The following is a 24479-nucleotide window of genomic DNA, read 5'->3' as shown; positions in this document are numbered from 1 at the left end:
ACCCTCGCCATGGCCACACCACTCCAGGACCGCACCGTGCTCGTGATCGGGCGCGGCGGCGGGATCGCCCGCGCCGTGACCACGGCCGCGCGCGACGCGGGGGCGCAGGTCATCGCGGCCGGCCGGGACCAGGAGGCTCTCGCCAAGGCGTACGCCGACGATCCGGGCGTCCGGACCGAGTACGTCGACCTCACCGACGAGGCCACCATCGCCGCCCTCGGGGAGCGGATCGGCAGCGTCGACCACATCGTCTCGACCGCCTCGGCCCGGGCCCGTGGCAAGCTCGCCGACCTCGATCGGGACAAGGTCCGGCTGTCGTTCGACACCAAGGTGATCGGCCCACTGATGCTCGCCAAGCACCTGGCGGTGCGGATCACCGAGGGCGGCTCGTTCACGCTGTTCTCCGGCGTCGCCGCGGCCAAGATCGCCGTCGGCACCCTGGCGGTGGCCATCACCAACGGCGCGGCCGACGTACTGGCCCGGTCGCTCGCACTGGAGCTGGCTCCGATCCGGGTGAACGCCGTCTCCCCCGGCGTGATCGACACCGGCGCCTGGGACGCCCTCGGGGACGCGGCCAAGGCGGACTACTTCGAGGACATGAGCACCCGCAACCCCGCCCGGCGGATCGGCACCACCGACGACATCGCCGCGGCGGTGCTGTTCGCCATGACCAACACCTTCCTGACCGGTACGACGCTGCGCATCGACGGCGGCGAACCGCTGATCTGAGAGGAGCCGAACCATGGGCCTTTCCTGGCAACAGGGTCCGCTCGCCACCGGTGCGATCGGCCGTTTCCTGGTCCCCGACCCACTGCCCGAGCGACTGCTGTTCGCCGAGCCGCTGCGCCGGCGGATGCGGGTGAAGTTCGGCGACCGGTGGATCGCCGACAGTGCGGACGTCGTACTGCTGCATGAGCCCGCGCGGTATCCGGTGGCGTACTTCCCGATCGGTGACATCGTGACCGGTGTCCTGGAGGCCGCGGAGCGGACCACGCAGCATCGCGACCTCGGCGAGACGACCTGGTACACCGTGACCGCGGGCGACAGCAGCAGGACCCGCGCGGCCTGGCAGCACACCGCACTGCCGGATCACGCGAGCGATCTGAAGGGACGCGTCGCGTTCGCGTGGCGGGCGATGGACGCGTTCTACGAGGAGGACGAACGGATCGTCGGCCACGCCGCCGACGCCTACCACCGGATCGACATCCGGCAGACCAGCCGCCATCTCGTCGTCCGCGACGGCGACCGCGTCGTCGCCGAGTCCACCCGGCCGCTCGCCCTCTACGAATCGGGCTTCGCACCGCGGTGGTACGTGCCGCGCGAGGACGTGGACGACTCGGCGCTGACCCCGGTCGAGGGCCAGACCTTCTGCCCGTACAAGGGTCTGTGCAGCTACTGGGACATCGGCGACGCCCGCGGTGCGGCGTGGGGTTACGAGGACGCCTGGACCGAGGTACGGCGGATCTCCGGGATGATCTCGTTCGAGCCGGACAAGGTCGAGGTGGAACTGGACGGCGCGCGGCTGCGGCTGGAACCTGGGCAGAGCGTGATCTCGCACGGGGTCGACCGCGATCTGACCGTGGAGGAACTGTCCGGATGAGCGATGCGGCAACTGTCCTGGCGGTGAACGTCGGCCGGCCGAAGGACGTCGGCTGGAACGGCAAGACCGTCTACACCGGGGTGTGGAAGGAGCCGGTCGACGGCCCGGTCATGGTCCGGCGGCTGAACATCGACGGCGACGGGCAGGGCGACACCGCCGGGCACGGCGGCGAGATGCGCGCCGTACTCGTCTATCAGATCGACTCGTACCGGTACTGGGAGCAGCACTTCGGGCGGGACGACTTCGTCTACGGACAGTTCGGCGAGAACCTCACGGTCGACGGGCTGCCCGACGACGAGGTGTGCATCGGCGACCGGTACCGGATCGGCGAGGCCGAGTTCGAGGTGACCCAGCCGCGGGTCACCTGCTACCGCGTCGGTATGCGCATGGGCGAACCCGAGCTGCCCGCGTTGCTGGTCAGCCATCACCGGCCCGGCTTCTACTGCCGGGTGATCACGGAAGGGCACATCGAGGCCGGTGACCAGATCGTCAAGACGAGGACCGGTCCGGGTGCCCTGAGCGTCGCCGACACCGACGCCCTGCTCTACCTGCCGAACCGGGACGTCGCGAAGCTGCGCATGGCGACACAGATCCCGGCCCTCAGCCCAGGCTGGCTCGGCTCGTTCCGCGATCTGCTGGAAGAGACCACCACCCCCAAGCCGGCCTGGGACGGCTTCCGTCCGTTGCGGGTGACCGAGGTGATCCCGGAGAGCGCGACCGTCTCCTCGATCCGCCTGGCCGCGGCGGACGGGAGCCGGCTGCCGGCCGCACGCGCCGGCCAGTACCTGACGTTCAAACTCGCGGCCGCCGGTCTGCCGGTCCCGGTGCGGAGCTACTCGCTGTCCTCCTCGCCCGGGACCGGCTCGTACCGGATCAGCGTCAAGCACGAACCGCACGGTGTCGGGAGCAGTTACCTGACCACGAAGCTGCGGCCGGGCGCCGTACTGGAGGTCTGCCGCACCGCGGGGCGAGTTCGTGCTGGAGGAATCGTCCGGTCCGATCGTGCTGCTCTCCGCAGGGATCGGGCTGACACCGGTCCTGTCGATGTTGCACGACCTCGCGGAACAACGCAGTACTCGCGAGGTCTGGTGGATCCACTGTGCTCGGGGTCCGGACGAGCATCCGCTGGCCGCTGAGGCGCGGGAGCTGCTCGGGTCTCTGCCCAACACGCACGAGTACATCTGCTACACCGCGACCGCCGGTCGCCTCACCAAGGACAAGCTGGTCGACCTGGACGTCCCGGTCGACGCAACGGCGTACATCTGCGGACCGGCCGGCTTCATGACGGACATGCGCGAGGCGCTCACCGCGATCGGCATCGATCCGGCCGGCATCCGGACCGAACTGTTCGGCGCACTGCCGCCGACGAACCCCGGCATCACCGACCAGACCACACGACCGCCGCACGAGCCACCAGGACCGCCTGGCAACGGGCCTCTGGTGACGTTTGCCCGCAGCGGCATCTCCACGCCGTTCCGGGACGGGAGTGTGCTCGAGCTCGCCGAGGCCTGCGACGTACCGACGCGCTGGAGCTGCCGCACCGGTGTCTGCCACAACTGCATCACTCCACTGCTGTCCGGTGAGGTCACCTACTCCCCCACGCCACTGGAGCCACCGCCCGAAGGTCAGACGCTGATCTGCTGCGCCCGACCGACCACCGATCTAGTTCTGGACATGTGATGGAATTTTCACTGGAAGTCCTCACCCTGGCCGTCCGCGACGTCGACTACCACCCGCGCGACGGCTTCCGGGTCGTCCAGGTGACCCCGCCCGGCTCGGCCTGTTCGATCCAGTTCGGCGACGGGCTGACGGACGCGGCGCCCGGCTCGGCGCGCGCGAACTACCTCGTGGTCGCCGATCTTGCGGCCGCGCACGGCGAACTGGTTGCCCGCGGCATCAAGGTCTCCGACATCCGGCACAAGTCTCCGGTGGACACCTGGGACGGCGCGTTCGCACCCGGTGTGGACCCCGAACGCCGCAGCTACGCGAGCATGGCCGACTTCGCCGACCCCGACGGCAACACCTGGACCCTGCAGGAGATCAGTCGCTCATGAAGCAGAAGGACCCGGGCGACCTGCCGATGTCCATGGTCGGCCCGGCCAGCAGTCCGCTGCGTGCCTTCCTGCGGACCGAGGCCGCCAGCGCCGCGATCCTGGCGGCCGCGATCGTGCTCGCGCTGATCTGGGCGAACGTCGCCACCGACCAGTACGACGCCTTCTGGGACTGGGTTCTCGCGGTCCGGATCGGCCCGTGGTCGGCCGAGCTCGAGCTGCGCACCTGGGTGAACAGCGGGCTGATGGCGTTGTTCTTCCTGGTCGTCGGACTGGAGGCGCGGCGCGAGTTCGACCTCGGCGAACTGCGGGAGCGGCGCCGGATGATCCTCCCGGTCACGGCCGGTCTGGCCGGCATGGTCATCCCGGTCCTGATCTACCTGGCGATCAACCGCTCGGGCTCCGGTGTGCACGGCTGGGGCGCGGCGATGTCGACCGACACCGCGTTGGCACTCGGTGTCTTCGCGGTGGCCGGGCAGCACGTCCCCGATCGGATCCGGACGTTCCTGCTCACCGTGTTCGTCGTCGACGACGTCGCAGCCCTGCTGGTCATCGCGGTCGCGTACACCAGCGAGATCCACCTGACCGGGCTGCTGGTCGCGATCGCGGCGTACGCCGGGGTCCTTGCCAGCACCCGGCTGGGATACCGGTATCGCTGGCCGGTCTTCACCCTGCTCGCGCTCGTGGTCTGGGCGGGGTTGCTTGCCAGCGGCATCGACCCGGTCGTCGCGGGTCTCGCGGTCGGCCTGGCGACGTCGGCGTACGTGCCGCGCCGGGACGCGTTGGAGCAGGCGACCACTCTGGTCCGGCAGTTCCGCGAGCAGCCGACTCCGGAGCTCGCCCGTTCGGCGACGCGCGAGCTCACCGGGACACTGTCGGCGAACGCGCGGCTTCAGCACGCCTTTCACCGGCTGACCAGCTATGTGATCGTTCCGCTGTTCGCGTTGGCCAACGCCGGGATCGTGATCGACGCAGACCTGCTGAAGGCAGCGGTGACCGCGCCGGTCACGGTCGGGATCGTCGTCGCCTTCGTCGTCGGCAAGCCCATCGCCGTCGCAAGCACCTCGTGGATCCTCACTCGGACCACGCATGGCGCCGTACGTCCGTCGGTCGGCTGGGCCGGCGTACTCGGTAGCGGCATGATCTCGGGCGTACCGTTCACCGTCTCCTTCCTGATCGCGGACCTCGCCTTCACCGGCCCGACGCTGGAGGAGGCGAAGCTCGGCGTGCTGGTGGCCGCCGTCGGAGCGGCAGTGCTGAGCGTGAGCTTCTACCGGCTGATCGGATTGCTGCCGGTCCGCACCCGCACCCGTGCGCTGCTCGGGACCGCCACTCTGCCCATCGACCTCGCCCCACCGGTCGACCCTTCCCGCGACCACATCCGCGGTCCGGCCGAGGCGACGGTGACAGTTGTCGAGTACGGCGATTTCGAGTGCCCTTGGACTCAGATGGCCGCACCGACAGCGCGCGAACTGCTCGCCGAGAACAGTCACATCCGCTACGTCTGGCGGCACCTGCCGCTGCCCGACGTACACCCGCACGCGCAGCTCGCCGCGGAGGCCGCCGAGGCCGCCGGCCGGCAGGGCAAGTTCTGGCAGATGCACGACCTCCTGCTCACCAACCAGCAGAATCTCGAGCTCGACGACCTGCTCGGGTACGCGGTCGACCTCGGCCTCGACGTCGACCGCTTCCGCGAGGATCTCGTCCAGCACGACCACACCACTCGCGTGGCGCAGGACGTCGACTCCGCCGACCGCAGCGGCGTGGCCGGCACCCCGACGTTCTTCATCAACGACCACCGCCACGACGGCCCTCAAGACCTGCCCGTCCTCAACCAGGCCATCCAGCTGGCGTACGACGAGCGGCTGGCTACTTCAACGTGACGCCGAAGCCGGGTTCCTCGGACAGCGTGAGGTGGCCGTCGGCGAGGGTGTAGCCGTTCCCGTCGGTGCCCAACGTGTTGCCGGGGACGCCTTCGATGATGGAGACGTTGCCGAGTCCGGCTGCGATGTGGGCGGCGTACAAGGACTTGAGCGGCATCCCCCAGGCGTGTGGGGAGGCCTCGGCCGACGTCTCGGCGAGGCGTGGCATGGTGCGGCGCCAGGCGGTCAGGCCGTGGCCGACGACGTCCATCAGGGCGACGTCGACGAGGCCTTCCTGCGCGAGCCGGAGGATGTGGTCCTCGTCCGGATCGAACTCGCCGTCGGCGATCTTCGGCTGCCACGAGAGCGTGGCGAGGTGCTCGCGGAGGAAGCGGAAGTCCTCCCAGCGTTCCGCGAACGGTTCCTCGATCCAGTACAGGTGGCAGGTGGACACGGCGGCCAGGTAGGCGGTCAGCGCGTTCGCGGTGTAGCCGTCGTTCGGGTCGACCAGGATGTCCGCGTCCGGGTACAGCTCGCGGGTCAGCAGCGTCACCTCGATGTCGCGCTCGAGGCCTTCCTGCGGGTCCATCCAGCGGTAGCCGCGGCCGAGCTTCAGCTTGAAGTCGCGGAAGCCGAACTCGTGGTCCTGGGCCAGGTTCGCCCGGATCGCGTCCGTCCCGGCCGGCGCGTCCTCCGGGTCCAGGTCGTCGAAGTAGATCCCGCCGCTGTAGCTGCGCACCCGCGGCGACCCGGCCGCGCCGAGCATCGCGTACGCGGGTACGTCGAGGATCCGCGCGGCCAGATCGTGCAGTGGATAGTCGAGGAACTCCGCGGCCGGATCGACCACGCCCCGCTCCGGATCGATCAGCTCGGCCAGGTTCTTGCCGATCAACCGCGCCGGATCACCGTCGTACAGCGGCAGTCCCCAGCCACTGGCGCCGCGATCGGTCTCGACGACGTACGCCGTCGAGGTGTTGCCGCTGCCGTGATGACCGCGGAAGGAGTTCCGTCCGACGGCCCGGAGGTAGCGCGAGCCGACCTCGGCGGTCGTGACGGAGCGGACCACATGCCGGGAGAGAGTCACCCTGGAACCCTACGTCCGACCGGCCGGGCGGCGGATGCGAGAGGCGCGTCGTCGGCCTAGAGTGCGAAGGGCTCGGTGGAAGGGAGTGAGGACCGCTGCGACTCAGCGAACGACCACGCGGTCCGGTGGTGATCGCCACGCTCGCGGTCACCACGACCATCGGTTACGGGATCCTCTACTACGCGTTCAGCGCGTTGCTCGAACCGATGCGCACCGATCTGCGCCTCAGCACCACCACAGCCACCGGTGCCCTCACCACGTCCGTGCTGGTCAGTGCGGCGATGGCTGTGCCGGTCGGACGCTGGCTCGACACCCGCGGCGGGTACGGCGTGATGACCGTCGGGTCGGCGCTCGCCACAGTCGCCGTACTCGCCTGGTCACAGGTCCAGACGGCCACCCAGCTGTACGGCGTCTTCGTCCTCATCGGTGCTGCCTCGGCGATGGTGCTCTATCAACCGGCGTTCGCCGTCATCGTTGCCATCACCGCGCCGGCCCGGCGGGCGAACGCGATCCTCAGCATCACTCTGGTGGCCGGGTTCGCCAGCTCGATCTTCATTCCGCTCGCGGGTCAGCTCATCCATGCGCTCGGCTGGCGGCATGCGGTCCTGGTGCTGGCTGTCTTCGTCGGGCTGACCATTCCGCTGCACGGGATCAGCCTGCGCGGGACCAGACCGACGGCCGCGGTCACGCATCAGGGCAGCACGCGCTCACCGGCCCGGGTACTGCGTGATCCCGGCTTCTGGCTGATCGCGTGCGCCTTCGTGCTGCACAACGCCGCGTTGGCGGTCATCGCCGTGCATCTGGTCACGTACCTGGTGCAGTTGGGGCACAAGCCCACTGTCGCCGCCGGCCTCACCGGACTGCTCGGCGTACTGTCCGTCACCGGCCGGATCGTCACCACGGTGGCCAAGCGGTGGCTGTCCATCACGCTCATCACCGCGGCGGTGATGACGTTGCAAGGCGTCGCGATCGGAATGCTGCCGTTCATCGGGCGCAGCATCATCGGGGCGGCGACCAGCCTGATCCTGTTCGGGCTGGGCTTCGGCGTCGCCTCGGTCGCCACTCCGGCCATCCTGCTCGACCGGTACGGCGACGAGGGCTACGCCACCATCTCCGGCATCCTCGGAACCCCGACCACCGTCGGCCGCGCGACGGCACCGCTCATCGCGGCCGCGCTGGCCGTTGCCGTCGGCTATCAGCCGCTGATCCTCGGCTCCGCGGTGACCTGCCTGGTCTCGGCGGTTGCGCTGGCGCTGACTCGCAGTACGGCCCAGAGTCCCCAACCGGCGTGAGAGGTCACCGCAGACCAGGGTCGGCCCGACGCATCCTCCAGGACACCCAGCACAGTGGTGATCGGGACGTGGTGAGTGAGGTGCGTCCACGCCCAGCGCGTTCGACCACACCACCACACCGTCCGGCGCCAGCGCCCGTACCACTTCGTCCGCGAACAACGGCACATCAGCCAGTACGACGGCCTGCGCGCAACCGTCCCGGACCGGCAACCGCGACGCGTCACCCTGCAGCCGCTGCTGCGCTGACGACCGGCGCAGCATCTCCCAGGTCAGGTCCATGCTCACCACCCGCGGCCACACGTCCTCGATCAGACCGGTCAGCAGACCTGTACCGCAGCCGACCTCCAGACAGAGTCCGTCGGGCCACGGTCCACCACGCCGCAACGCGTCCGCGAGAGGCACGGGCCGGTAGCCACCACGTTCGCCGTCCCACTCCGGTGCCAGCTCGGTGTAGCGCCGTACGACCTCGTCGGCCTGGTCCTGCGACCACGACGACGGGTGTACCGCGAGGTTGAGTGACGCCTGCTGGCTGGCGGCTGCCTCCTTGCGGACCGCCTTGCCGGGATCGGCAGGCACGACTCTGGGCAGCTCACGGATCGCACTCATGCCGTCCATCATGCCGTCTGGCCGTGTCTGTGACCTGGCTGTGCCTGTCACTGTCAGTGCTAGGCAGAAGGGAGTGAGGTACGGCGGGTCCGATGTCACGACAGTGGAGAAACCAACCTCCGAAAGGACTTTCTCCCATGAGTGTCGTCGGCCTGACCACCCCCACGGTCAGCCCCTCGCGGCAGCGCCTGGTGTTGCTGGTGCTGCTGACCGCCGGTTTCACCCTCGCGGTCGACTTCTCCATCCTGAACGTCGCGCTGCCGACCATCGGCCAGGACGTCGGGCTGCCCCTCGCACACCTGCAGTGGATCGCCACCGCGTTCGCGCTCTGCGCCGCCGGCTTCACGCTGCTGTTCGGCCGCGTCGCCGACCTGTTCGGCCGCAAGCGCCTCTTCCTCATCGGCATGGCCGTCCTCGGCATCGCCTCGCTGGCCGGCGGACTCGCCACCACACCGACGATCCTGATCGCAGCCCGGATCGCCCAGGGCCTGGCCACCGCCGCGGTCACCCCGGCCGCGCTGTCGCTGCTGACCACCTCGTTCCCCGAAGGACCGCAGCGGGAGCGCGCGCTCAGCCTGAACGGCGCTCTGATGGCCGCAGGCTTCACCACCGGCGCCATCCTCGGCGGCCTGCTGACCGACATCCTGAGCTGGCGCTGGGCCTTCTTCATCAACATCCCGGTCGCAGCGATGGTGCTGCTGCTCGGTCCGCGCACTCTGGTCGAGGGCCGGCCGAAGGACCGGCTGCGGCTGGACGTCTGGGGCGCACTGACCGCGACCGGCGGCCTGCTGGCCCTCGTGTACGGCCTGACCAGGGTCGGCGAGACCTCCTGGACCGACGCCCATGCTCTGATCGCGCTGGCGGCGGCGGTCATCCTGCTGGTCGGCTTCCTCCTGGTCGAGCGGCGGGTGCAGGACGCGCTGGTCCCGCTGCCGGTACTGCGTCGTCCGTCGGTCCGGTGGGGCAACCTGGCCGGTCTGCTCGCGTTCGCCACCGAGACCTCGCTGGTCTTCCTGCTGACCCTCTATCTGCAGAAGGTGCTCGGCTACTCGCCTCTGACGACCGGTCTGTCGTTCGCGGTCCTCGGAATCGGCACAGTCCTCGGCGGCCTGGTCGCACCGAAGGTGCTGGGCCGGATCGGCTCCCGCAAGACGATCGTGACGGGCTTCGTGCTCCAGGCAGCGGCCACTGTCCCGCTGGTGCTGCTAGGCACCTCCAGCGGATGGATGGTTCTGTTGCTCATCACCACGTTCGTGGGCGGCGTGGCCAACCTGATCGCCATCGTCGGCTTCATGGTCACCGCGACGTCCAATCTGCCCGACGACGAGCAGGGCCTGGCGACCGGTCTGACCACGATGAGCCAGCAGGTCGGCATCACGATGGGCATCCCGGTGATGAGCGCCATCGCCACGGCTGCCATGCACGGCGCCGACGGCCCGGACCAGGTGATCAACGGGGTCACGACAGCCATCTGGGTGAACGCCGGCCTGTGCGTACTGGGCGCCGTACTGACTGGTGTTCTGCTGCGGCGGGCGAAGGGCGGCGAGTGACCATGTGCCGGAATTGTGCCGAGTGGGACCCAGGCACCGGCTCTACGATGGACTTCGTGGAGACCGACCTCGGACACTTCCTGCGCAGCCGGCGAGCCCGGCTGCAGCCTCAGGACGTCGGCATGGTCTCGTACGGCGCCCGCCGGGTGCCGGGACTGCGCCGGGAGGAACTCGCTCAACTGGCCGGGGTCAGCATGACCTACTACACCCGGCTCGAGCAGGGCCACAGCGAACAGGCCTCCGACGAGATCCTGCTCGCCATCGCCCGGGCGCTCCGCCTCGACGACGACGAGACGGCCCACCTGCGCAACCTGGCCCGCCCGTCGAACCACCGCCGCCCACAGGCACCGGAGCCCGAGGCCGCTCGGGACGGCGCCCGCCGCCTGGTCACCGCGATGAGCGGTGTCGCCGCGGTCGCGATGGACCGGCGCAGCGACGTACTGGCCTGGAACTCCACAGCCCACCGCCTGCTGGCCGGCCACTACGACGAGCACAGCCCCGACTCGCCCGACACCCGGCCGAACCTGACCCGGATGCTGTTCCTCGACCCCCACACCCGCGAGCTGTACGTCGAGTGGGAGCTGGAGGCCGAGCGGTCCGTGGCGTCCCTGCGGCTGGTCGCCGGGCGGCACCCGGACGACCGCTACCTGGCCGAGCTGATCGGTGAGCTCTCCATGAAGAGCCCTGAGTTCGCCCGGCTCTGGTCGAGCCACTCCGTCCTCAACTGCTCCTTCGGCACGAAGCTCTTCCAGCACCCGACGGTCGGCCGGCTGGAGCTCGGCTACGAGGCCGTGCAGTTCCCGGACGGCTCCGCCCACCGCCTGCTGATGTACACCGCCCGGCCCGACTCCGCCTCCGCCGCCGCCTTCGACCTCCTCGACCGGGGCACCGCGGACATCACTCCCTGAGCCGGACAGCGCGGCCTGTTGCCAATTGCAACGAAGTCGGGCGAAACGTTTCGGGGCCTGGGGCCGATAGGTCTCAGGAGGGGGTGATCCGGTATGTGCGAGGCGACCCGCAGGATGTTGGCGTTACTGCGGCTTCTGGAGGGAGAGCACTCCCAGTCCACGGCGGCGGACGACGACCTACTGCTGGACACCCATTTCGGCGTCCAGTCGCGGGAGTTCCCGTTCGATCGGTTCTGACCTGCCGACCGGCCGGTCCGCGGACTGGGCGAGGGCGCGTCCGGTGGGCCAGACACGGCCTAGGTATGCTGGCGGGGCTTGACCGGCGGTGGGGCTCGCCGGACCGAACCGTCGCCACCCGGCGGCCAACAGTCCCTACCTGTCGAACCGTGCGGCGCTCGGCGCCGGCGCATGTCCAGGTAGGAGATCGATCGGATGCAGCACGAGCGGACGGACCCGGTTCCCTGGGAACCCGTCGACCCTGATGTCGACCTGCGCCACGACCGCCCGGTACGCCGTACCAGGGACGCCGCTGTCCTGAGCGTCATCGCGGCCGGCGGCGCCATCGGCGCGGTGGCTCGGTATCTGGTCGGCCAAGCGTGGCCGACGCCACCCGGCACCTTCCCCTGGGCGACGCTGGTCATCAACGTCGTCGGCTGCGGCCTGATCGGGATCCTCATGGTCGTGGTCAGCGAGGTCCTGACCCGGCAACGACTGATCCGCCCCTTTCTGGGCACCGGCGTACTCGGTGGGTTCACGACGTTCTCGACGTACGCGCTCGACATCCAGCAACTCGTCGCCGGCCGGCATCCCGGGACGGCTCTCCTCTACCTCGCCGCCACGGTCGCCGGAGCGCTGATCGCCGTCTGGGCGACCGTGACCGCGACCCGGGCCCTGGTCGGGAGGATCCGATGAGCGTGCTCCTCGTCATCGCCGGCGCCGTGATCGGAGCGCCGCTGCGGTATCTCACCGATCGCGCTGTCCAGAAGCGCCACGACTCGGCATTCCCGTGGGGCACGATCTCCGTCAACGTCGTCGGCTCACTGATTCTCGGCGTCGTCGCGGGCGCGAGTATGGCGTCCGCGCTGCCGCATCAGGTCCAACTCGTCGTGGGTACAGGGTTCTGCGGCGCGCTCACGACGTACTCGACCTTCTCGTACGAGACGTTGCGGCTCTACGAGGACGGCGGCCGGTTCCTCGCCGTCGCGAACGTGGCCGTCAGCATCGTCGCCGGTCTCGGCAGCGTCTTCCTCGGCGTCGCGATCAGCCAGGCCATCTGGCCATGATCAGGCCGGATCGTCAGGCCAGGGTCATCGTGACCGAGATCGTGTCGCCTTCCCCGATGCCCTCGGCCTTCCGGACGCGATCCTTGAGCGGGAGCACGTAGCCGCCGTTCTTCGGGAACAGCGACGTCTTCCACTCGGTGTCGCCGATGGTCGCGCGGACCGGCACCACACCCCAGCCGTAGGTGACCGACGCCGCGACCTCCTGCAGTTCCGCTGCCTCGTCCTCCGGCACCGTGACGAAGTAGTACGGCGCCGGCCCACGCCACTCCCAGATCTCGCCCTCGAAGTGCAGCTCAAGAAGGTCCACGCGGCAGATGCTAGCCCCCATTCCGGACGTCTACCTTCCGGAACAACAATCTGGCTCAAGCTGACGGGTCGACGTACCAAGCCGGCAGCTGGACCGGGCGGAGGTCGGTGAGGTCGCCGGGGCGGCTCAGGGTGAGGACCGCTCGCTGGATCTCGGGCCGCGCGTTCAGGGCGTCCTCGACCGCGGTCAGCCGGACCGCGACGTCGGACTCGCGATCGTTGCCGGTGACATCGACCGCGGCGACCAGGAAGACCTTGTCCGCGCCGACCCACTCCATGTGCAGGAAGCTGATCCGCTCGATGGCGTCGTGCTCCAGCAGGGCGCGCAGGACCCGGTTGCGGCCCAGGGGCGAGACCGCCTCGCCGGTGAGGAAGTCCATGTTCCGGCTGATCAGGAACAGCGCGACACCGCCGAGCAGCAGACCGACCACGATCGATCCGATCGCGTCCCAGACCGGGTCGCCGGTGAGCTGGTGCAGCAGGATGGCCAGCGCCGCGATCACGATGCCGATCAGCGCCGACAGGTCCTCGACGAACACCGCACGCAGCACGGGATTCGAGGTCAGCCGGACGTACCGCAGCGGCCGCAGCATCCGCTCGAACGCACCGGCCTTCGTCTGCCGCAGCGCCTGCGCGAACGAGATCCCCTCGAGCACGAACGAGATCCCGAGTACGGCGTACGCCCAGCCGTACGACGTACCGCCCTCGCCACTGTGCAGCGACTGGATGCCGTGCCAGACCGAGACCGCCGCACCGACGATGAACAGGCCGAAGGCGGCGAACATCGACCAGACGTAGCCGACCCGGCCGTACCCGAGCGGATGCGTCGCGTCGGCCGGCTTCGAGCCCCGGCGCTCCCCGATCAGCAGGAAGATCTCGTTCCCGGTGTCCGCCCAGGAGTGCGCGGCCTCCGCCAGCATCGCCGCCGAGCCGGTGATCACGGCCACCACCGACTTGGCCGTCGCGATCAGCAGATTGGCCGTCAACGCCACCAGTACGGTGACGAAGCTCTCCCCGTTACCTGAAGCCGCAGCCTCCTGCCCGGAACTCACTCTCCGACCCTAGCCCGGCGTGTCCAGGAGCGTCGGCAACCTGCCCGACCGCACGGTGTCGTCAGCCCGCGCGGCCCTCGCTGTGCACCGACAGGATGTCGGTGATCGCACGGTTGCACGGCGTCGGGATGCCGAGGATGTTGCCCCGCGCAACCACGTCCCCACTGAGCCACGGCACCTCGAGCCGGTTGCCGCGGTCGAGGTCGTGGTGCATCGACGACGTCATGTCGGCGGGCACCGTGTCGATGAACGCGAGCCGTCCGTCGGCGAAGTCGGCCGGCAGCGGCACACCCTGGGCTTGCGCGACCTGCACGACCTCGTCCATCACGTCGTGCAGGAAGGCGCGAGCCCGCGGGTGGCTGCGGATCGGTCCGATCGGCGTACGGGCTGTGGTCGTCGTACCGGACAGGCCGACCAGGAAGACGAACTTCTCCCAGATGGTCTGCTCGATCTGACCGCTGATCTCGGCATCGATGCCACTGGCCACACAGGCGTCGTACAACTCCTGCACCCGCGCCGAGGTGCTGCCGTCGTACTCACCGAAGACCAGCCTCTGCAGCGGACCGGAATGGCGGATGACGCCGGGCTCGGCGATCGTGGCGGCGATGTAGGCGACGCCACCGATGACGTGCTCAGGGCCGAGAACGCTGCGCAGGATGTCGTCCTTGACCACACCGTTCTGGAACGACACCACGCCGGTACGCTCGGTGAGCAGCGGCTCGATCAGCTTGGCCGATGCCTCGGTGTCCCACAGCTTCACACCGAACAAGACCATGTCGACCGGGTCGAGCTGCGCCGGATCGTCGGTGACCGCGACCGTGGGCAGTTGCGCATCGCCGAGTTGGCTCTCCAGGCGGAGGCCACGGGTGCGCAGCGCCTCGAGCTGGCGGCCCCTCGCGATGAACGCGACGTCATGCCCGGCCAGCGCCAGCCGGCCGCCGAAGTACCCGCCGATCCCGCCGGTCCCCATCACCGCGATCCGCATACAGCCTCCTCGTTGAGCGCCCGTACAAGTTATCGCTCAGTCGGCGGCGGCCCCGAACCACCTCGGGAGGTGCCTCTGCAGATCCTCCTGCGCCTCACCGACCCACGCCACGTGGCCGTCCGGCCGCAGCAGCGCCGCGGGCACGTCCAGTTCCTCGCTGACGTCGACGACGTGGTCGACCCGGTCCGCCCAGCCTGCCACCGACAGCCGGCCGGTCTGGTCGAGCAGGAGCCCGCGGCCCTCGTGCATCAGCTCGTAGAGGCGACCGCGCTTCAGCTCCACGTCCCGCAGTCGGCGGCCGAGGAGTTCGTGCCCCTCGCCGAAGTCGTAGCGGATAGCGATCGCGGTGTTCTTCTCGATCAGGTACCGGTTCACGTCCTCGAAGTCCATCAGCTCCCCCAGCAGCCGGCGTAACGCCTGGGGACCGGGCTCGGTGGACAGCAGCTCCATCTGCGCGCGCGTGTTCACCAGTACGTCGGCGGCCACCGGATGCCGTTCGGCCTGGTAGCTGTCCAGCAACCCCTCCGGTGCCCAGCCGTTGATCTCGGCGGCGAGTTTCCAGCCGAGGTTGAAGGCGTCCTGGACGCCCATGTTGAGCCCCTGCCCACCGATCGGCGGATGGACGTGCGCAGCGTCGCCGGCCAGCAGCGCCCGACCGGACCGATAACTCTCTGCCAGCCGGGTGCCGTCGCCGAAGCGGGACAGCCAATTCGGTGAGTGCGCGCCGAAATCGGAGCCGGCAGTCAGCCGCAACTGCTGCTTGAACTCCTCGAGCGTCGGCGCCTCCGCGCGGTCCTCGGACACCACCGGTGCGCCGGGAACAACGAACCGGAACACGGTGCCCCCGACGTGCATGGCGCCGAACCGCAGCTGGGACTTGCGGACCTCGGTCCCCACCGCGGTCACCGTCTCCGGCGGAGCGGTCACCTCCACCTCGCCGAGCAGCGTGTCGACCCGGCTGGGCTCGCCGGGGAAACCGACGCCGAGCAGCTTGCGCACCGTACTGCGGCCGCCGTCGCAGCCGACCAGGTAGCGCGAGCGCAATTGCGTGCCGTCGGCCAACTCGACGGTCACGCCGTCGTCGTCCTGGTTCAGCCCGACCAGTTCGGAGCCGAGCCGGATGTCGGCGCCCAGCTCGGCTGCCCGTTCGGCCAGCAGGCGGTCGGTGATGGCCTGCGGGATGCCGAGGAGGTATCCGTGTGCGGTGTCCAGTCGCTCCGGAGCCGGCTTGTAGATGCCGGCGAAGCCGCCGACCGGGTACTTCGTGCCGAGCGTGAGGAACCTGTCCAGCAGACCACGCTGGTCCATCACCTCGATACTGCGTGCGTGCAGACCCAGCGAGCGGACGATCTTGGTCGGCTCCAGCGCCTTCTCCAGCACGACCACGTCCACACCGTGCAGCCGCAGCTCCGCGGCCAGCATCATGCCGACCGGCCCGCCACCGGCAACGATCACGTCGATCATGGAATCCCCCTGATTTCCGTAGGTTCTGCGTTTCGGTCGGCGATTCTCCAGCAGAACCCGGGGCTTGCGGCAAGTCCCCCGATGCGTTATAGGTTGATAGTGGCAGGGAGAGTGCGAATCTCCTTGCCTTTCCTTTTGCCTCCTGCACAGGCCGCCACCCCCAACGACGTCTGCCCCCACGCGGAGGCGACGTGGGGGCAGACGACCGGTCTTTCCGGCAGAGAACTAGGTGAAGATGCTGACGCCACCCGGCCCGACCAGCAGGCCGATCACGATCAGCGCCGCGCCCCACAGCACCTGGCCGCGGAACAGGGAGACGATCCCGGCGATGACGAGGATCACCGCGATGATCCACAGAATGAGAACCATGGCCCTTCCCATCAGACGGGCCGGGCGAACACCCGGCAACTGAACTCCCCGTGCTCCGCTCCGGTGCCCGCGCCCGACCCCGCACAAACGGGTGGATCCCGGTCCCACCGGGCGGGGCATGGTCGGCGGCCGGACGGGTACTGGGCCTGGCATGAAGCGCGGTGCGATTCTCGCCCGATTGATCGAGGCGATCACGGTCGCGCCCGTGCAGAGCCATCCGGACGAACTGGGGCGTACCTGTCGCGACCTGCTCGGAGCCGACGGTACGTCGATCACGATCGAGAACTCGGTCACGAACCGCGTCACGCTGACCGCCACGGACTCGACGGCCGCGCGGCTCGAGGATCTGCAGGACGTCCTCGGCGAGGGGCCGGGCCATGCGGCGTACGGCGCGGGCGAGGCGGTCGCGGCGCACCTGGAGACCGACAGGCGGTGGCCGGAGTTCGTCCGCTCGGCACTGGCCGCGGTCGGACCGCTGACCATCCGGTGCTTCCCGATCCGCCCGGGCGGACGCCCGTTCGGTGTGCTCAGCGCGTACGTCGCCGACGGCCGGACGTTCACGGAGAGTGCGCAGAGCTCGCAGTTCCTCGCCGACGCACTCGGTGTCGCACTGCTCAACGATCCACCCACCGGCGACGAACCCGACGACCGCAGCCCGTGGATGTCGCGCGCCGTCGTCCATCAGGCGACCGGGATGATCGCGGGCCATCTGGGCCTGGCCATCGAGGATGCCTCGGCGCTCCTGCGGGCCCGCGCCTACGCCCGCGACGAGACGCTGGCGCGGGTGGCCCGACTCATCGTCAGTCGCCGGCTGCAACTCGACGGCGATCGCTGACCGTCGCCCAGGGCAACGATCGGGTTCAGCGACCCAACGTCGTACTCGGCAACTCGCCGAACTGCTCCCGGTAGGCGGCGGCGAACCGACCCAGGTGGTGGAAACCCCAGCGCGCAGCCACGGCCGTGACGGACAGCTTGGCCGGATCGCCGGCCAGGAGCTCGGTGCGAACCTCGGCCAGGCGCAACTGGCGCAGGTACGCCATCGGTGTGATCCCGAGATGCCGCTGGAAGGCGGTCTGAACGGCACGCACCGTCACGCCGGCGGCGGCAGCGACGTCACCGACGGCGACGTCCTGATCGACGCTGGACTCCAGGAAGGCGATCGCCCGCTGCACTGTCCGCGGATGCGCGTCGCGCCCGTCGGCCCGATCCTGCGCGATCAGCGCCGTGTTCGGGAACGCGGCCAGAACACCCGAGGCGAGCAGGCGCGAGACCGAGGACTGCAGCAGCGTCGACGTCCGTACCGCCGAGTTCGGCAGCACCTGATCGCCCAGGTAGTTGATCGTGCTGACCAGGTGGCGGGCGGCCGCGGCCGAGTGCGGGCGATGATCGAGCAGCCGGACCGGCCCACCGGTTCGGTTGTCAACGCCTGCGGCGCGGGTGAGCAGCGCGGGATCGAACATGGTGATGCTGTAGCGCGACCGGGAGACCTTGCCGACGTACGGGCGATCCGGCGGGGCGAACGAGACGACATCGCCCGGGCCGAAGGTGTCCTGCCAGCCGTCGGTGGCGTGGTCCCGCACCGTTCCCGCCTCGACCACGCAGAGGCAGATCTTGCCGAGCGGGTCGGCGTCGTAGTTCATCTCGAAGCCGATGTCGAGCCGGTCGACGCTGATCGACGCCACCGCCTCGCGGGTGATCCGCGCGCTCACGTCGTCCGTGCTGCCGCCGATCCGCATCTTCGTGTACGCGCGGTTGAGGAACTCCTCGGTGCGCGCCAGATCGCGACTCTCGAATGTCAGGGACTCCATGCACCCATCCTGCGAACAGCCCCAGCGGCCGACTTCTTCAGCCGACCCCAAGGTACGCCAAAGGCGGCGGTGCATCCATCTGGGCATTTGGGGCACAGGGAGGGGTGAGAGGTTGCTCAACGCTCGGGCGGTGGGACGCCTCGAGGTCTGGACCCGTTCAGTGGCGCAGCGGGCCCAGACCGCACCAAACGCTCGTTTCCGGCGGCACAATCCGGAGAACGCAGCCTCCGACGGCCGGAGAACGACAATCCTGGCACGGTCACCGAGTTGTTACCCCGCAGCGAGCCCGGATCTGGTCATAGGACCTGCATGATGACCACGGGCGCTCACACGCGGGCGTCCCTGGTGATCTCCAGGAGCTGTGTGTGACCATCATCGACCCGGACGCCAACGACGCGGCGATGGCTTTCGCCCGCCTGGCGGTCGAGTTGCACGACGCCTCGGGCGTGGATGAGACGGTCGACGCCGTCGTCCAGTTCGCCCTGCACGCGCTCAACTGCACGTACGCCGGCGTGGCGCTGTACTCCCGTGGATCACAGGCGGAGATCGCCGCGATCACCGACCCGGTCGTCGCGGAGGTGTACGACCTGCAGCTCACCTCCGAATGTGGGCCGCTGGTGACCGCGCTCCGTGAACGCACCACCGTGCTGATTCGTGACACCACCACCGACGACCGCTGGCCGGAGTGGGCTGCGAAGGTCGCCGCGCTCGGGGTGCGTAGCGTGCTCGACGTACCGCTGGCGACTGGCGGCGGCAATCGCTCCACGGTCGGCGTACTGGGGCTCTACAGCCCGTCACCTGACGCGTTCGGTCCCGACGACGAGGCGATCGCCCACATCCTTGCGCGGCATGCATCCGTTGCCCTCGCCTCCGCGCGGCACGAGGAATCGATGGCGCAGGCCGTCGATGCCCGCAAGCTCGTCGGTCAGGCCATGGGCATCCTGATGGAACGCTTCGACGTCGACGGCGACCGTGCCTTCGCGATCCTCAAGCGCTACTCCCAGGACACCAACACCAAGCTCCGCGACGTCGCCCAGCAGCTGATCGACACCCGCAAGCTCCCGTAGTACTCGACCTCGCATACGCGCCGGTGACGTGGGGTACCAGACCTGGAAACCACCGGACGATCGAGTAGAGACATGACCCAGCCCTACCGGCGCGAGGACGAGAGCTCCGGCGAGCGACTCGACCGGCACTGGAACGAACTGCTGCAGGAACTGCGCCTGGCCCAGACCGGCACGCAGATCTTGTTCGCCTTCCTGCTGAGCATCGCCTTCCAGAACCAGTTCCAGGTCGCCGACAACTTCACCCATTTCGTCTACGCCTGCACGCTGATCGCCTCGGCGCTCGCAGTCGCCCTGTTCCTCGCACCGATCTCGCTGCACCGCATCGTCTACCGGCAAGGTCTGCGCGACCGCCTTGTGACGATCGCCGACTACCTCCTGCGCGCGGGCCTGGTCTTCCTGGTCACCGCGGTCTGCGGTGGGGTCCTGCTCGCGCTGGACGTCGTCGTGTCCCGACCGGTAGCCGTTGGCGTTGTCATCGCCGTACTGGCGTGGTTCGTCACCTTCTGGTTCGTCATCCCGGCGTACGTCCGGCAGACCCGCGAGCCGGACGGCGTCTAGGGCGACGTCACTCGGTGTGGGGGTGTGGTGAGTGACTCCTCGATGAGGTCGATCATGGCGGCGTGGCGTTTGGCCGCGGTGTCGGCCTGGCCGAGGGCGATGATGTCGAGGAAGACGCGGCTGACGATGAGATCCGCTGCGGTCCGCACTCGATCCGGTTCGGCGACGACGTCCTCGGCGCCGCTGAGGATCTCCGCGACCGTGGTGGTGGCTTCGTCGAACAACTCCGCCGCACGGTCGGCGATCTCGGGACGGGCCTGCGCCTCCCGGAAGACGATGATCCGCGCCGCGCGATTGCGTTCCAGTTCCGCGGCCATGGACGACACGACGGCCCGCAGCCGCCGGTGAACCGACCGGCCGCGTGCGGCGGTCCGGAGCACCTCACCCGGGGTCGGCCGCTCGTGCACGATGGCCAGCAGGAGATCCAGCTTGGTGGCGAAGTGGTAGAACACCAGGCCGGTCGGTACGCCGGCCTCGTGCGCGATCAGCGCTGTCGACGTCGCGTCGTACCCACGCTCGGCGAACAGACGCTCGGCCGTCTCGATGATGGCCTCACGTTTGGAGGAGCGCCCGGAAGCGGCGGCGGTCATCATCAGGCCCGTCCCGGGGCGGGTTGGTGATCACCGTCCAGGTCCGCGGCCGCGTGGGCGGCACGACGGAACGACTCGAACACGTACTTCGGGACCCGCAGACCTCGCCGGTGGGCCCAGAGCAACTCGTGCTCGACCCGTCCGACCTGATCGGCGTAGTGCTGAAGATCCGCGTCGTCACCGGTGACGATGCCCAAGGCACGGATCGCCTTGCCGAACTCCAGCCGCTGCTGCTTGTTCTCGGCACCGACCGGGCCGAACGTCTTGCGCCGCAGCGTGCGCACCAGCCACTTCTGCCAGCCGCCCAACTGCGACCAGAGACCACGGGCGGCGATCTGGTAGTAGGCGAAGTGCCCGGGCTCCTGGCGGCGGATCGGCGCGACCACGGTTCTCGCGACGGCCCGCTCCCCCAGCTCGAGCATGCCGGCATGAAGCTTGTTGTAGGCAAGCACCGCCGATCGCTCGGTGGCCAGCCCGGTCAGGTAGTACAGCATCCGGCTGACGTCCTGTACGGCGCCCACCCGGCCGAGCGCCCCGAGCAGCTTGAGCCGGAACGACACGTCGGTCAGGTTGGGTGCGGTGGGCTCGAGACCGGCCAGGACCTGGAGACGGTCGAGGATCAGGCCGTGGTGCGTCTCCTGCGGCATCCACACGTCGGCGTAGAAATGCTGGTCGACCGCGGGTGGGTCGGGAAGCAGGATGTTGAGCTCGAGAACGTTCCGTTCGACCTCGAGCTCGACCCGCGACATGTAGGACAGGACCGACCCGAACCGCTCGGCGAGCAGGCCGGGCCGCTTCATCGTGTAGTCGACACTGTCGAGCGGGATCGGTGGGTGTTCCTCCCCCAGCCGGTCGACATGGTCGGCCAGCCTCGACTCCTCCCGCCGGGCCTTTCTCCGGCGAGACACAGACACATCCGCAAGCGCCACGGTCGGCACCTCACTCCATCGACAGGAATGCCCCAAGTGCAGCACTGTCGAGCGTAGCAAGATAACTGACTGATCAGTCAGTCAGATCCCTGTGACCTCGCTGACAAGTCCGGACATATCAATCGGCGGCCAATACACCACGGTCCACAGCAGGCCTCCGCCGGGGCCGCGGTGACGTGATCCGCCGGCTGCTGCCTAGCCTCGGCTGCATGGCGATCGAACAGCAGGCCCACGTGCGGATAGCCCGTCCCAGCAGGGATCTGACCGCCGTCGAGCGGTTCTGGGTCGACGGTCTCGGGCTGAGTGTGATCTACCGGAAGTCCGAGGACGGCCACCACCTCCTGATGGTCGGCTGGCCCGAGGCGGGCTGGCACCTCGAGCTGGTGCAGCTCGACGGCGATCCGGTGCGACCGCAGCCGACCGAGGAGGACCTCCTGGTCGTCTACCTGGACGGCCCGGTGCCGGACGAACTGGTCGCACGCCTGATCGCGGCCGGCGGCGAGCTGGTTCCGTCGCGCAACCCGTACTGGGACACGTGGGGCGTCACGATCGCCGATCCGGACTCCTACCGCCTGGTCCTGTGTACCCGGGGCTGGAGCAATCACTGAGCGGTGCTGGATGCGGGGTCGTCGTCGGGCGGGCGGGTCGAGGGGACTTGCAGGACCTCGATGATGTTGATGCCGAGCATGTCGAGGTGGTTGAGGATGCCGGCCAGCGCCGCCTGATCGTCGAGGTGGCCGTGCAGGACTGTCTGCGCCGGTTCGGAATCGGCGGTCATCGAGGGAAAGGCGTCGGTCAGGTCGCGCGACAGTTCGCCCTTGACCCTGATGACGTAATGGCCCATGGGAAGCCCCTTTCGCGTCCCGTTGACACGACTCTGCTGCGGGCCGGGTCCTTCGGCCTCCCCCGGACAGGGGGAGACCGAACGCGGCCCGGCGTCCGGTACCCCCGATTCCTGGCGGCAACTCGCATCCCGGTGCGCTACGTGCTGACGGGATCACGGACGGGCGCGTGGATCACCTGGATCGGGTGACCTCGGCCGCCGAAGTAACGCCAGAGCCGGATGGTGTGGGGAGTGGTACGTCGTGCGCATCCTGTGGGAATGACGGCCCTCGCCTGGAGACGATCCCTGCCGCCACTGCTGTTCGCCTTCCTCACCGTGACAATCTTCTGGCTGCCGGACTCAGCAGCAGCCGGCACCACCGCCTCGCCGGACGACTCCGCCGCGCAAGCACTGGCCGAGCGCTACTCCCCCGTCGTCAAACTGCAGGAGGCGTCGCCGAGGTGCGAGGACGGCGAGCAGTTCCAGCCGACCGACGTCGAGGCCGTGCTCGGCGATCAACAGGTCGCGCTGCGCGGCCCGTGGCGTCCGCCGGACCTGGTCAAGACGCAGCCGATAGGCAAGGACATCAGCCCAGGGTTCCCGGGGCACTTCCTCGACTTCCCGGGTGATCCGCTGCGTCCGGGCTGCACCTACGCCGAGTGGTCGACGCTGATCAACGCGGTCCACCCGGCCACTGTCTATGCCCACGTCGTCGCGGATCCGGCGTTCCCCGGCAAGCTCTCGCTGGAGTACTGGTTCTTCTACGTTTTCAACGACTACAACAACACCCACGAAGGCGACTGGGAATCGATCCAGCTCATCTTCGACGCGGCGACCCCTGCGGCCGCGCTGACCACAGAGCCCACGGCGGTCGGATTCAGCCAGCACGGAGGCGCCGAGCGAGCACGCTGGGGCGACGCCAAGCTCGAGGTCGTCGGCGGAACCCATCCGGTCGTCTACCCAGCAGCCGGTTCACATGCCAACAAGTACGGCCAACGTTTGTACCTCGGTCGTGGCTCGGAAGGGCTGGGCTGCGACGACACCACCCGGCCTCAGGCCGCGATCCGTCCCCGGGTCGCCTACGTACCGCTGGCCCGCGCGGACTACCTGCAGGAGTACCCCTGGCTTGGATTCGAAGGGCGGTGGGGCGAACGGCAGCGCTCGTTCTTCGACGGACCGACCGGCCCGAACATGAAAACGTCGTGGCTCACGCCGATCCAGGACGCCGAGAAGACCTGGCGGGACGACAGCGGTACCGTGCCGGCCGGCACCTTGCTCGGCCCCAGCAGCACAGGCGCCTTCTGCGCCGCGGTCGGCACCGGATCCAACCTGGTCCGCGAAACCCTCGATCGGACCTGGCTGCTGGGCCTGGTACTCGCCGCACTCGTCGGGCTGATCTGGTTCGCGGCGAGCCGTACGCAGTGGACCGATGCTGCCCCTCTGCCCGCCAGAAAACGGCGAGCCTGGGGTCAGACGGTGGTCGCCGCGCTGCGCCTGTTCCGGCAGCGGCCAGGCCTGTTCGCGGGGTTCGCGACGGCGTTCATCGTCCTGAGCCTGGCGACTCTGACTCTCGCCAGGTTCCAGGTGGCCAGACGCGACGCACCCACCGACCTCGGCGCGCCGACCGAGAACGCTCCGGGCTTCTGGGCTTCCTTGGTCACATTGGCCGTCACGATCCTCACGATCGCGGCGTACGTCGTACTGCTCGCGGCCGTCACGAGGGTGCTCGACCAACTGGATCGAGGCGAGACCGTCACCGCGATGGGTGTACTGCGCCATGTCTTCTCGCGCCGCCGGCCACTGACCCGGGTGGCCCTGCAGTACTTCGTCGTCCTCGCAGTACTCGCCTTCTTCGTGGCGACGATCCCGGTGGCCGTCTACTACGCGGCAAGCCGGGCGTTCGCGATACCGGTCGTGGTGGCGGAGGGCTGGTCCGGAGGTACGGCGTTGAGACGCAGCCGGATGCTCGTCCGCGGCCATTGGTGGCGGACCGCCGTACCGCTCGCGATCATCATCGGGCTGGGACTGGCCGTCGGACCGGTCGCCGGGATCGTCCTGCTGCTGGCCACCGATCTGTCGCCCGTCCTGATCAACGTGGTCTCGTCGCTGCTCTTCGCGCTCGCGATGCCACTCACCGGATCGGCCGTCGCCTACCTGTACTTCGACCGCGCCACATCCGTACCGGCTTCACCTGGATCGGGTGACATGTCCGGCGCCCGGCGAACCTATTCTCGGGTGGGCGACGGGAGCGTCGAGCATGACGTGCGATCGGTGCGCTCCGACTCCTGAGTG

27 protein-coding genes and 1 pseudogene are annotated in these 24479 nt (G+C 69.1%); 17 read left to right on the top strand and 11 right to left on the bottom strand.

Going from position 1 to position 24479, the window contains the following annotated elements; genetic code table 11:
* The first annotated feature begins 9 nt into the window (after positions 1-9).
* Genes ACGFH6_RS09180 through ACGFH6_RS09155 form a run of 6 tightly spaced genes read left to right on the top strand, consistent with a single transcriptional unit; the run spans position 10 to position 5534 of the window.
* On the top strand, positions 10-729 hold the full coding sequence (locus tag ACGFH6_RS09180) for an SDR family oxidoreductase (RefSeq protein WP_393381926.1): 720 nt from the start codon (positions 10-12) through the stop codon (positions 727-729).
* Positions 730-742: 13 nt separating this feature from the next.
* Positions 743-1600, top strand: a complete 858-nt coding sequence (locus tag ACGFH6_RS09175) for a DUF427 domain-containing protein (protein WP_393381924.1) — start codon at positions 743-745, stop codon at positions 1598-1600.
* Positions 1597-2736 (top strand): MOSC domain-containing protein, encoded by a 1140-nt coding sequence (locus ACGFH6_RS09170; protein ID WP_393381923.1) that lies wholly within the window; start codon positions 1597-1599, stop codon positions 2734-2736. Before ACGFH6_RS09175 ends, ACGFH6_RS09170 begins: the two co-directional genes overlap by 4 nt.
* Positions 2645-3280: a flavin reductase family protein gene (locus ACGFH6_RS09165; protein WP_393381921.1), complete on the top strand. Its 636-nt coding sequence runs from the start codon at positions 2645-2647 to the stop codon at positions 3278-3280. The genes ACGFH6_RS09170 and ACGFH6_RS09165 overlap by 92 nt, the downstream gene beginning before the upstream one ends.
* Positions 3280-3654 carry a VOC family protein gene (locus ACGFH6_RS09160; protein WP_393381919.1) on the top strand — a complete coding sequence of 125 codons (375 nt, stop codon included), beginning with the start codon at positions 3280-3282 and terminating at the stop codon, positions 3652-3654. Before ACGFH6_RS09165 ends, ACGFH6_RS09160 begins: the two co-directional genes overlap by 1 nt.
* The gene (locus ACGFH6_RS09155) at positions 3651-5534 is read left to right on the top strand and encodes a Na+/H+ antiporter NhaA (protein ID WP_393381918.1); all 1884 of its coding nucleotides are present in this window, start codon (positions 3651-3653) and stop codon (positions 5532-5534) included. The genes ACGFH6_RS09160 and ACGFH6_RS09155 overlap by 4 nt, the downstream gene beginning before the upstream one ends.
* Here the strand turns inward: ACGFH6_RS09155 and ACGFH6_RS09150 are convergent.
* On the bottom strand, positions 5521-6597 hold the full coding sequence (locus ACGFH6_RS09150) for a mandelate racemase/muconate lactonizing enzyme family protein (RefSeq protein ID WP_393381916.1): 1077 nt from the start codon (positions 6595-6597) through the stop codon (positions 5521-5523). The two genes, ACGFH6_RS09155 and ACGFH6_RS09150, sit on opposite strands and share 14 nt — an antisense overlap.
* Before the next feature lie 128 nt (positions 6598-6725).
* Between ACGFH6_RS09150 and ACGFH6_RS09145 the strand changes: the two genes are divergently transcribed.
* Positions 6726-7889, top strand: coding sequence for an MFS transporter (locus tag ACGFH6_RS09145; protein WP_393381915.1), 1164 nt, complete (start codon positions 6726-6728; stop codon positions 7887-7889).
* 123 nt (positions 7890-8012) lie between these two features.
* On the opposite strand, the pseudogene ACGFH6_RS09140 reads toward ACGFH6_RS09145, so the two are convergent.
* Positions 8013-8495: pseudogene (locus ACGFH6_RS09140) on the bottom strand (class I SAM-dependent methyltransferase); the annotation flags it as partial.
* A gap of 137 nt (positions 8496-8632) precedes the next feature.
* On the opposite strand from ACGFH6_RS09140, the gene ACGFH6_RS09135 reads away from it, so the two are divergent.
* The 5 genes from ACGFH6_RS09135 (at position 8633) to crcB (ACGFH6_RS09115) (ending at position 12236) form a co-directional block, all read left to right on the top strand.
* Entirely contained in the window at positions 8633-10045 is a 1413-nt protein-coding gene (locus ACGFH6_RS09135) for an MFS transporter (RefSeq protein WP_393381914.1), read from the top strand.
* A 56-nt stretch (positions 10046-10101) separates the two neighbouring features.
* Positions 10102-10953: a helix-turn-helix domain-containing protein gene (locus ACGFH6_RS09130; RefSeq protein WP_393381912.1), complete on the top strand. Its 852-nt coding sequence runs from the start codon at positions 10102-10104 to the stop codon at positions 10951-10953.
* Positions 10954-11046: 93 nt separating this feature from the next.
* The gene (locus tag ACGFH6_RS09125; protein WP_393381911.1) at positions 11047-11190 is read left to right on the top strand and encodes a hypothetical protein; all 144 of its coding nucleotides are present in this window, start codon (positions 11047-11049) and stop codon (positions 11188-11190) included.
* A 195-nt stretch (positions 11191-11385) separates the two neighbouring features.
* Complete coding sequence (gene crcB / locus ACGFH6_RS09120; RefSeq protein WP_393381909.1) at positions 11386-11865, top strand: fluoride efflux transporter CrcB; 480 nt, start codon at positions 11386-11388, stop codon at positions 11863-11865.
* Positions 11862-12236 (top strand): fluoride efflux transporter CrcB, encoded by a 375-nt coding sequence (gene crcB, locus ACGFH6_RS09115; protein WP_393381907.1) that lies wholly within the window; start codon positions 11862-11864, stop codon positions 12234-12236. Before crcB (ACGFH6_RS09120) ends, crcB (ACGFH6_RS09115) begins: the two co-directional genes overlap by 4 nt.
* A 13-nt stretch (positions 12237-12249) precedes the next feature.
* On the opposite strand, the gene ACGFH6_RS09110 is transcribed toward crcB (ACGFH6_RS09115), so the two are convergent.
* From ACGFH6_RS09110 to ACGFH6_RS09090, 5 genes are all read right to left on the bottom strand, one after another.
* Positions 12250-12543, bottom strand: coding sequence for a DUF1905 domain-containing protein (locus ACGFH6_RS09110; RefSeq protein WP_393381906.1), 294 nt, complete (start codon positions 12541-12543; stop codon positions 12250-12252).
* Positions 12544-12598: 55 nt separating this feature from the next.
* On the bottom strand, positions 12599-13594 hold the full coding sequence (locus ACGFH6_RS09105; protein WP_393381905.1) for a cation diffusion facilitator family transporter: 996 nt from the start codon (positions 13592-13594) through the stop codon (positions 12599-12601).
* A gap of 61 nt (positions 13595-13655) precedes the next feature.
* Complete coding sequence (locus ACGFH6_RS09100) at positions 13656-14579, bottom strand: ketopantoate reductase family protein (protein ID WP_393381904.1); 924 nt, start codon at positions 14577-14579, stop codon at positions 13656-13658.
* A 36-nt stretch (positions 14580-14615) separates the two neighbouring features.
* Positions 14616-16043 carry a rifampin monooxygenase gene (gene rox, locus ACGFH6_RS09095; protein WP_393381903.1) on the bottom strand — a complete coding sequence of 476 codons (1428 nt, stop codon included), beginning with the start codon at positions 16041-16043 and terminating at the stop codon, positions 14616-14618.
* Between the two features lie 225 nt (positions 16044-16268).
* Positions 16269-16412 carry a GPGG-motif small membrane protein gene (locus tag ACGFH6_RS09090; protein WP_393381902.1) on the bottom strand — a complete coding sequence of 48 codons (144 nt, stop codon included), beginning with the start codon at positions 16410-16412 and terminating at the stop codon, positions 16269-16271.
* Between the two features lie 151 nt (positions 16413-16563).
* Between ACGFH6_RS09090 and ACGFH6_RS09085 the strand changes: the two genes are divergently transcribed.
* Positions 16564-17247: a GAF and ANTAR domain-containing protein gene (locus ACGFH6_RS09085; RefSeq protein WP_393381901.1), complete on the top strand. Its 684-nt coding sequence runs from the start codon at positions 16564-16566 to the stop codon at positions 17245-17247.
* Between the two features lie 25 nt (positions 17248-17272).
* On the opposite strand, the gene ACGFH6_RS09080 is transcribed toward ACGFH6_RS09085, so the two are convergent.
* Positions 17273-18220 (bottom strand): helix-turn-helix domain-containing protein, encoded by a 948-nt coding sequence (locus ACGFH6_RS09080; protein WP_393381900.1) that lies wholly within the window; start codon positions 18218-18220, stop codon positions 17273-17275.
* A 401-nt stretch (positions 18221-18621) separates the two neighbouring features.
* Here ACGFH6_RS09080 and ACGFH6_RS09075 point away from each other — a divergent pair, with 401 nt between their 5' ends.
* Positions 18622-19287, top strand: coding sequence for a GAF and ANTAR domain-containing protein (locus ACGFH6_RS09075; protein WP_393383013.1), 666 nt, complete (start codon positions 18622-18624; stop codon positions 19285-19287).
* A gap of 72 nt (positions 19288-19359) precedes the next feature.
* Positions 19360-19845: a DUF6328 family protein gene (locus ACGFH6_RS09070; protein ID WP_393381898.1), complete on the top strand. Its 486-nt coding sequence runs from the start codon at positions 19360-19362 to the stop codon at positions 19843-19845.
* Here ACGFH6_RS09070 and ACGFH6_RS09065 read toward each other — a convergent pair.
* Together ACGFH6_RS09065 and ACGFH6_RS09060 are read right to left on the bottom strand one after the other, a co-directional pair.
* Complete coding sequence (locus tag ACGFH6_RS09065) at positions 19842-20438, bottom strand: TetR/AcrR family transcriptional regulator (RefSeq protein WP_393381896.1); 597 nt, start codon at positions 20436-20438, stop codon at positions 19842-19844. The genes ACGFH6_RS09070 and ACGFH6_RS09065 overlap by 4 nt on opposite strands.
* A complete protein-coding gene (locus ACGFH6_RS09060) occupies positions 20438-21343 on the bottom strand; it encodes a GTP-binding protein LepA (RefSeq protein WP_393381894.1) in 906 nt (301 codons plus the stop codon). The genes ACGFH6_RS09065 and ACGFH6_RS09060 overlap by 1 nt, the downstream gene beginning before the upstream one ends.
* A 230-nt stretch (positions 21344-21573) precedes the next feature.
* Here ACGFH6_RS09060 and ACGFH6_RS09055 point away from each other — a divergent pair, with 230 nt between their 5' ends.
* Complete coding sequence (locus ACGFH6_RS09055; RefSeq protein ID WP_393381892.1) at positions 21574-21972, top strand: VOC family protein; 399 nt, start codon at positions 21574-21576, stop codon at positions 21970-21972.
* On the opposite strand, the gene ACGFH6_RS09050 is transcribed toward ACGFH6_RS09055, so the two are convergent.
* Positions 21966-22208 (bottom strand): hypothetical protein, encoded by a 243-nt coding sequence (locus ACGFH6_RS09050; protein ID WP_360454522.1) that lies wholly within the window; start codon positions 22206-22208, stop codon positions 21966-21968. The genes ACGFH6_RS09055 and ACGFH6_RS09050 overlap by 7 nt on opposite strands.
* 258 nt (positions 22209-22466) lie before the next feature.
* Here ACGFH6_RS09050 and ACGFH6_RS09045 point away from each other — a divergent pair, with 258 nt between their 5' ends.
* Positions 22467-24476 carry a hypothetical protein gene (locus ACGFH6_RS09045; protein WP_393381890.1) on the top strand — a complete coding sequence of 670 codons (2010 nt, stop codon included), beginning with the start codon at positions 22467-22469 and terminating at the stop codon, positions 24474-24476.
* The last annotated feature ends 3 nt before the right edge of the window (positions 24477-24479 follow it).

The organism is Kribbella sp. NPDC049227, assembly GCF_043197265.1.
In the GTDB taxonomy this organism is placed as follows: Bacteria; Actinomycetota; Actinomycetes; order Propionibacteriales; family Kribbellaceae; genus Kribbella.
Note: the sequence above shows the minus strand (reverse complement) of the source record. Positions and strands in the feature narration are given on the sequence as shown.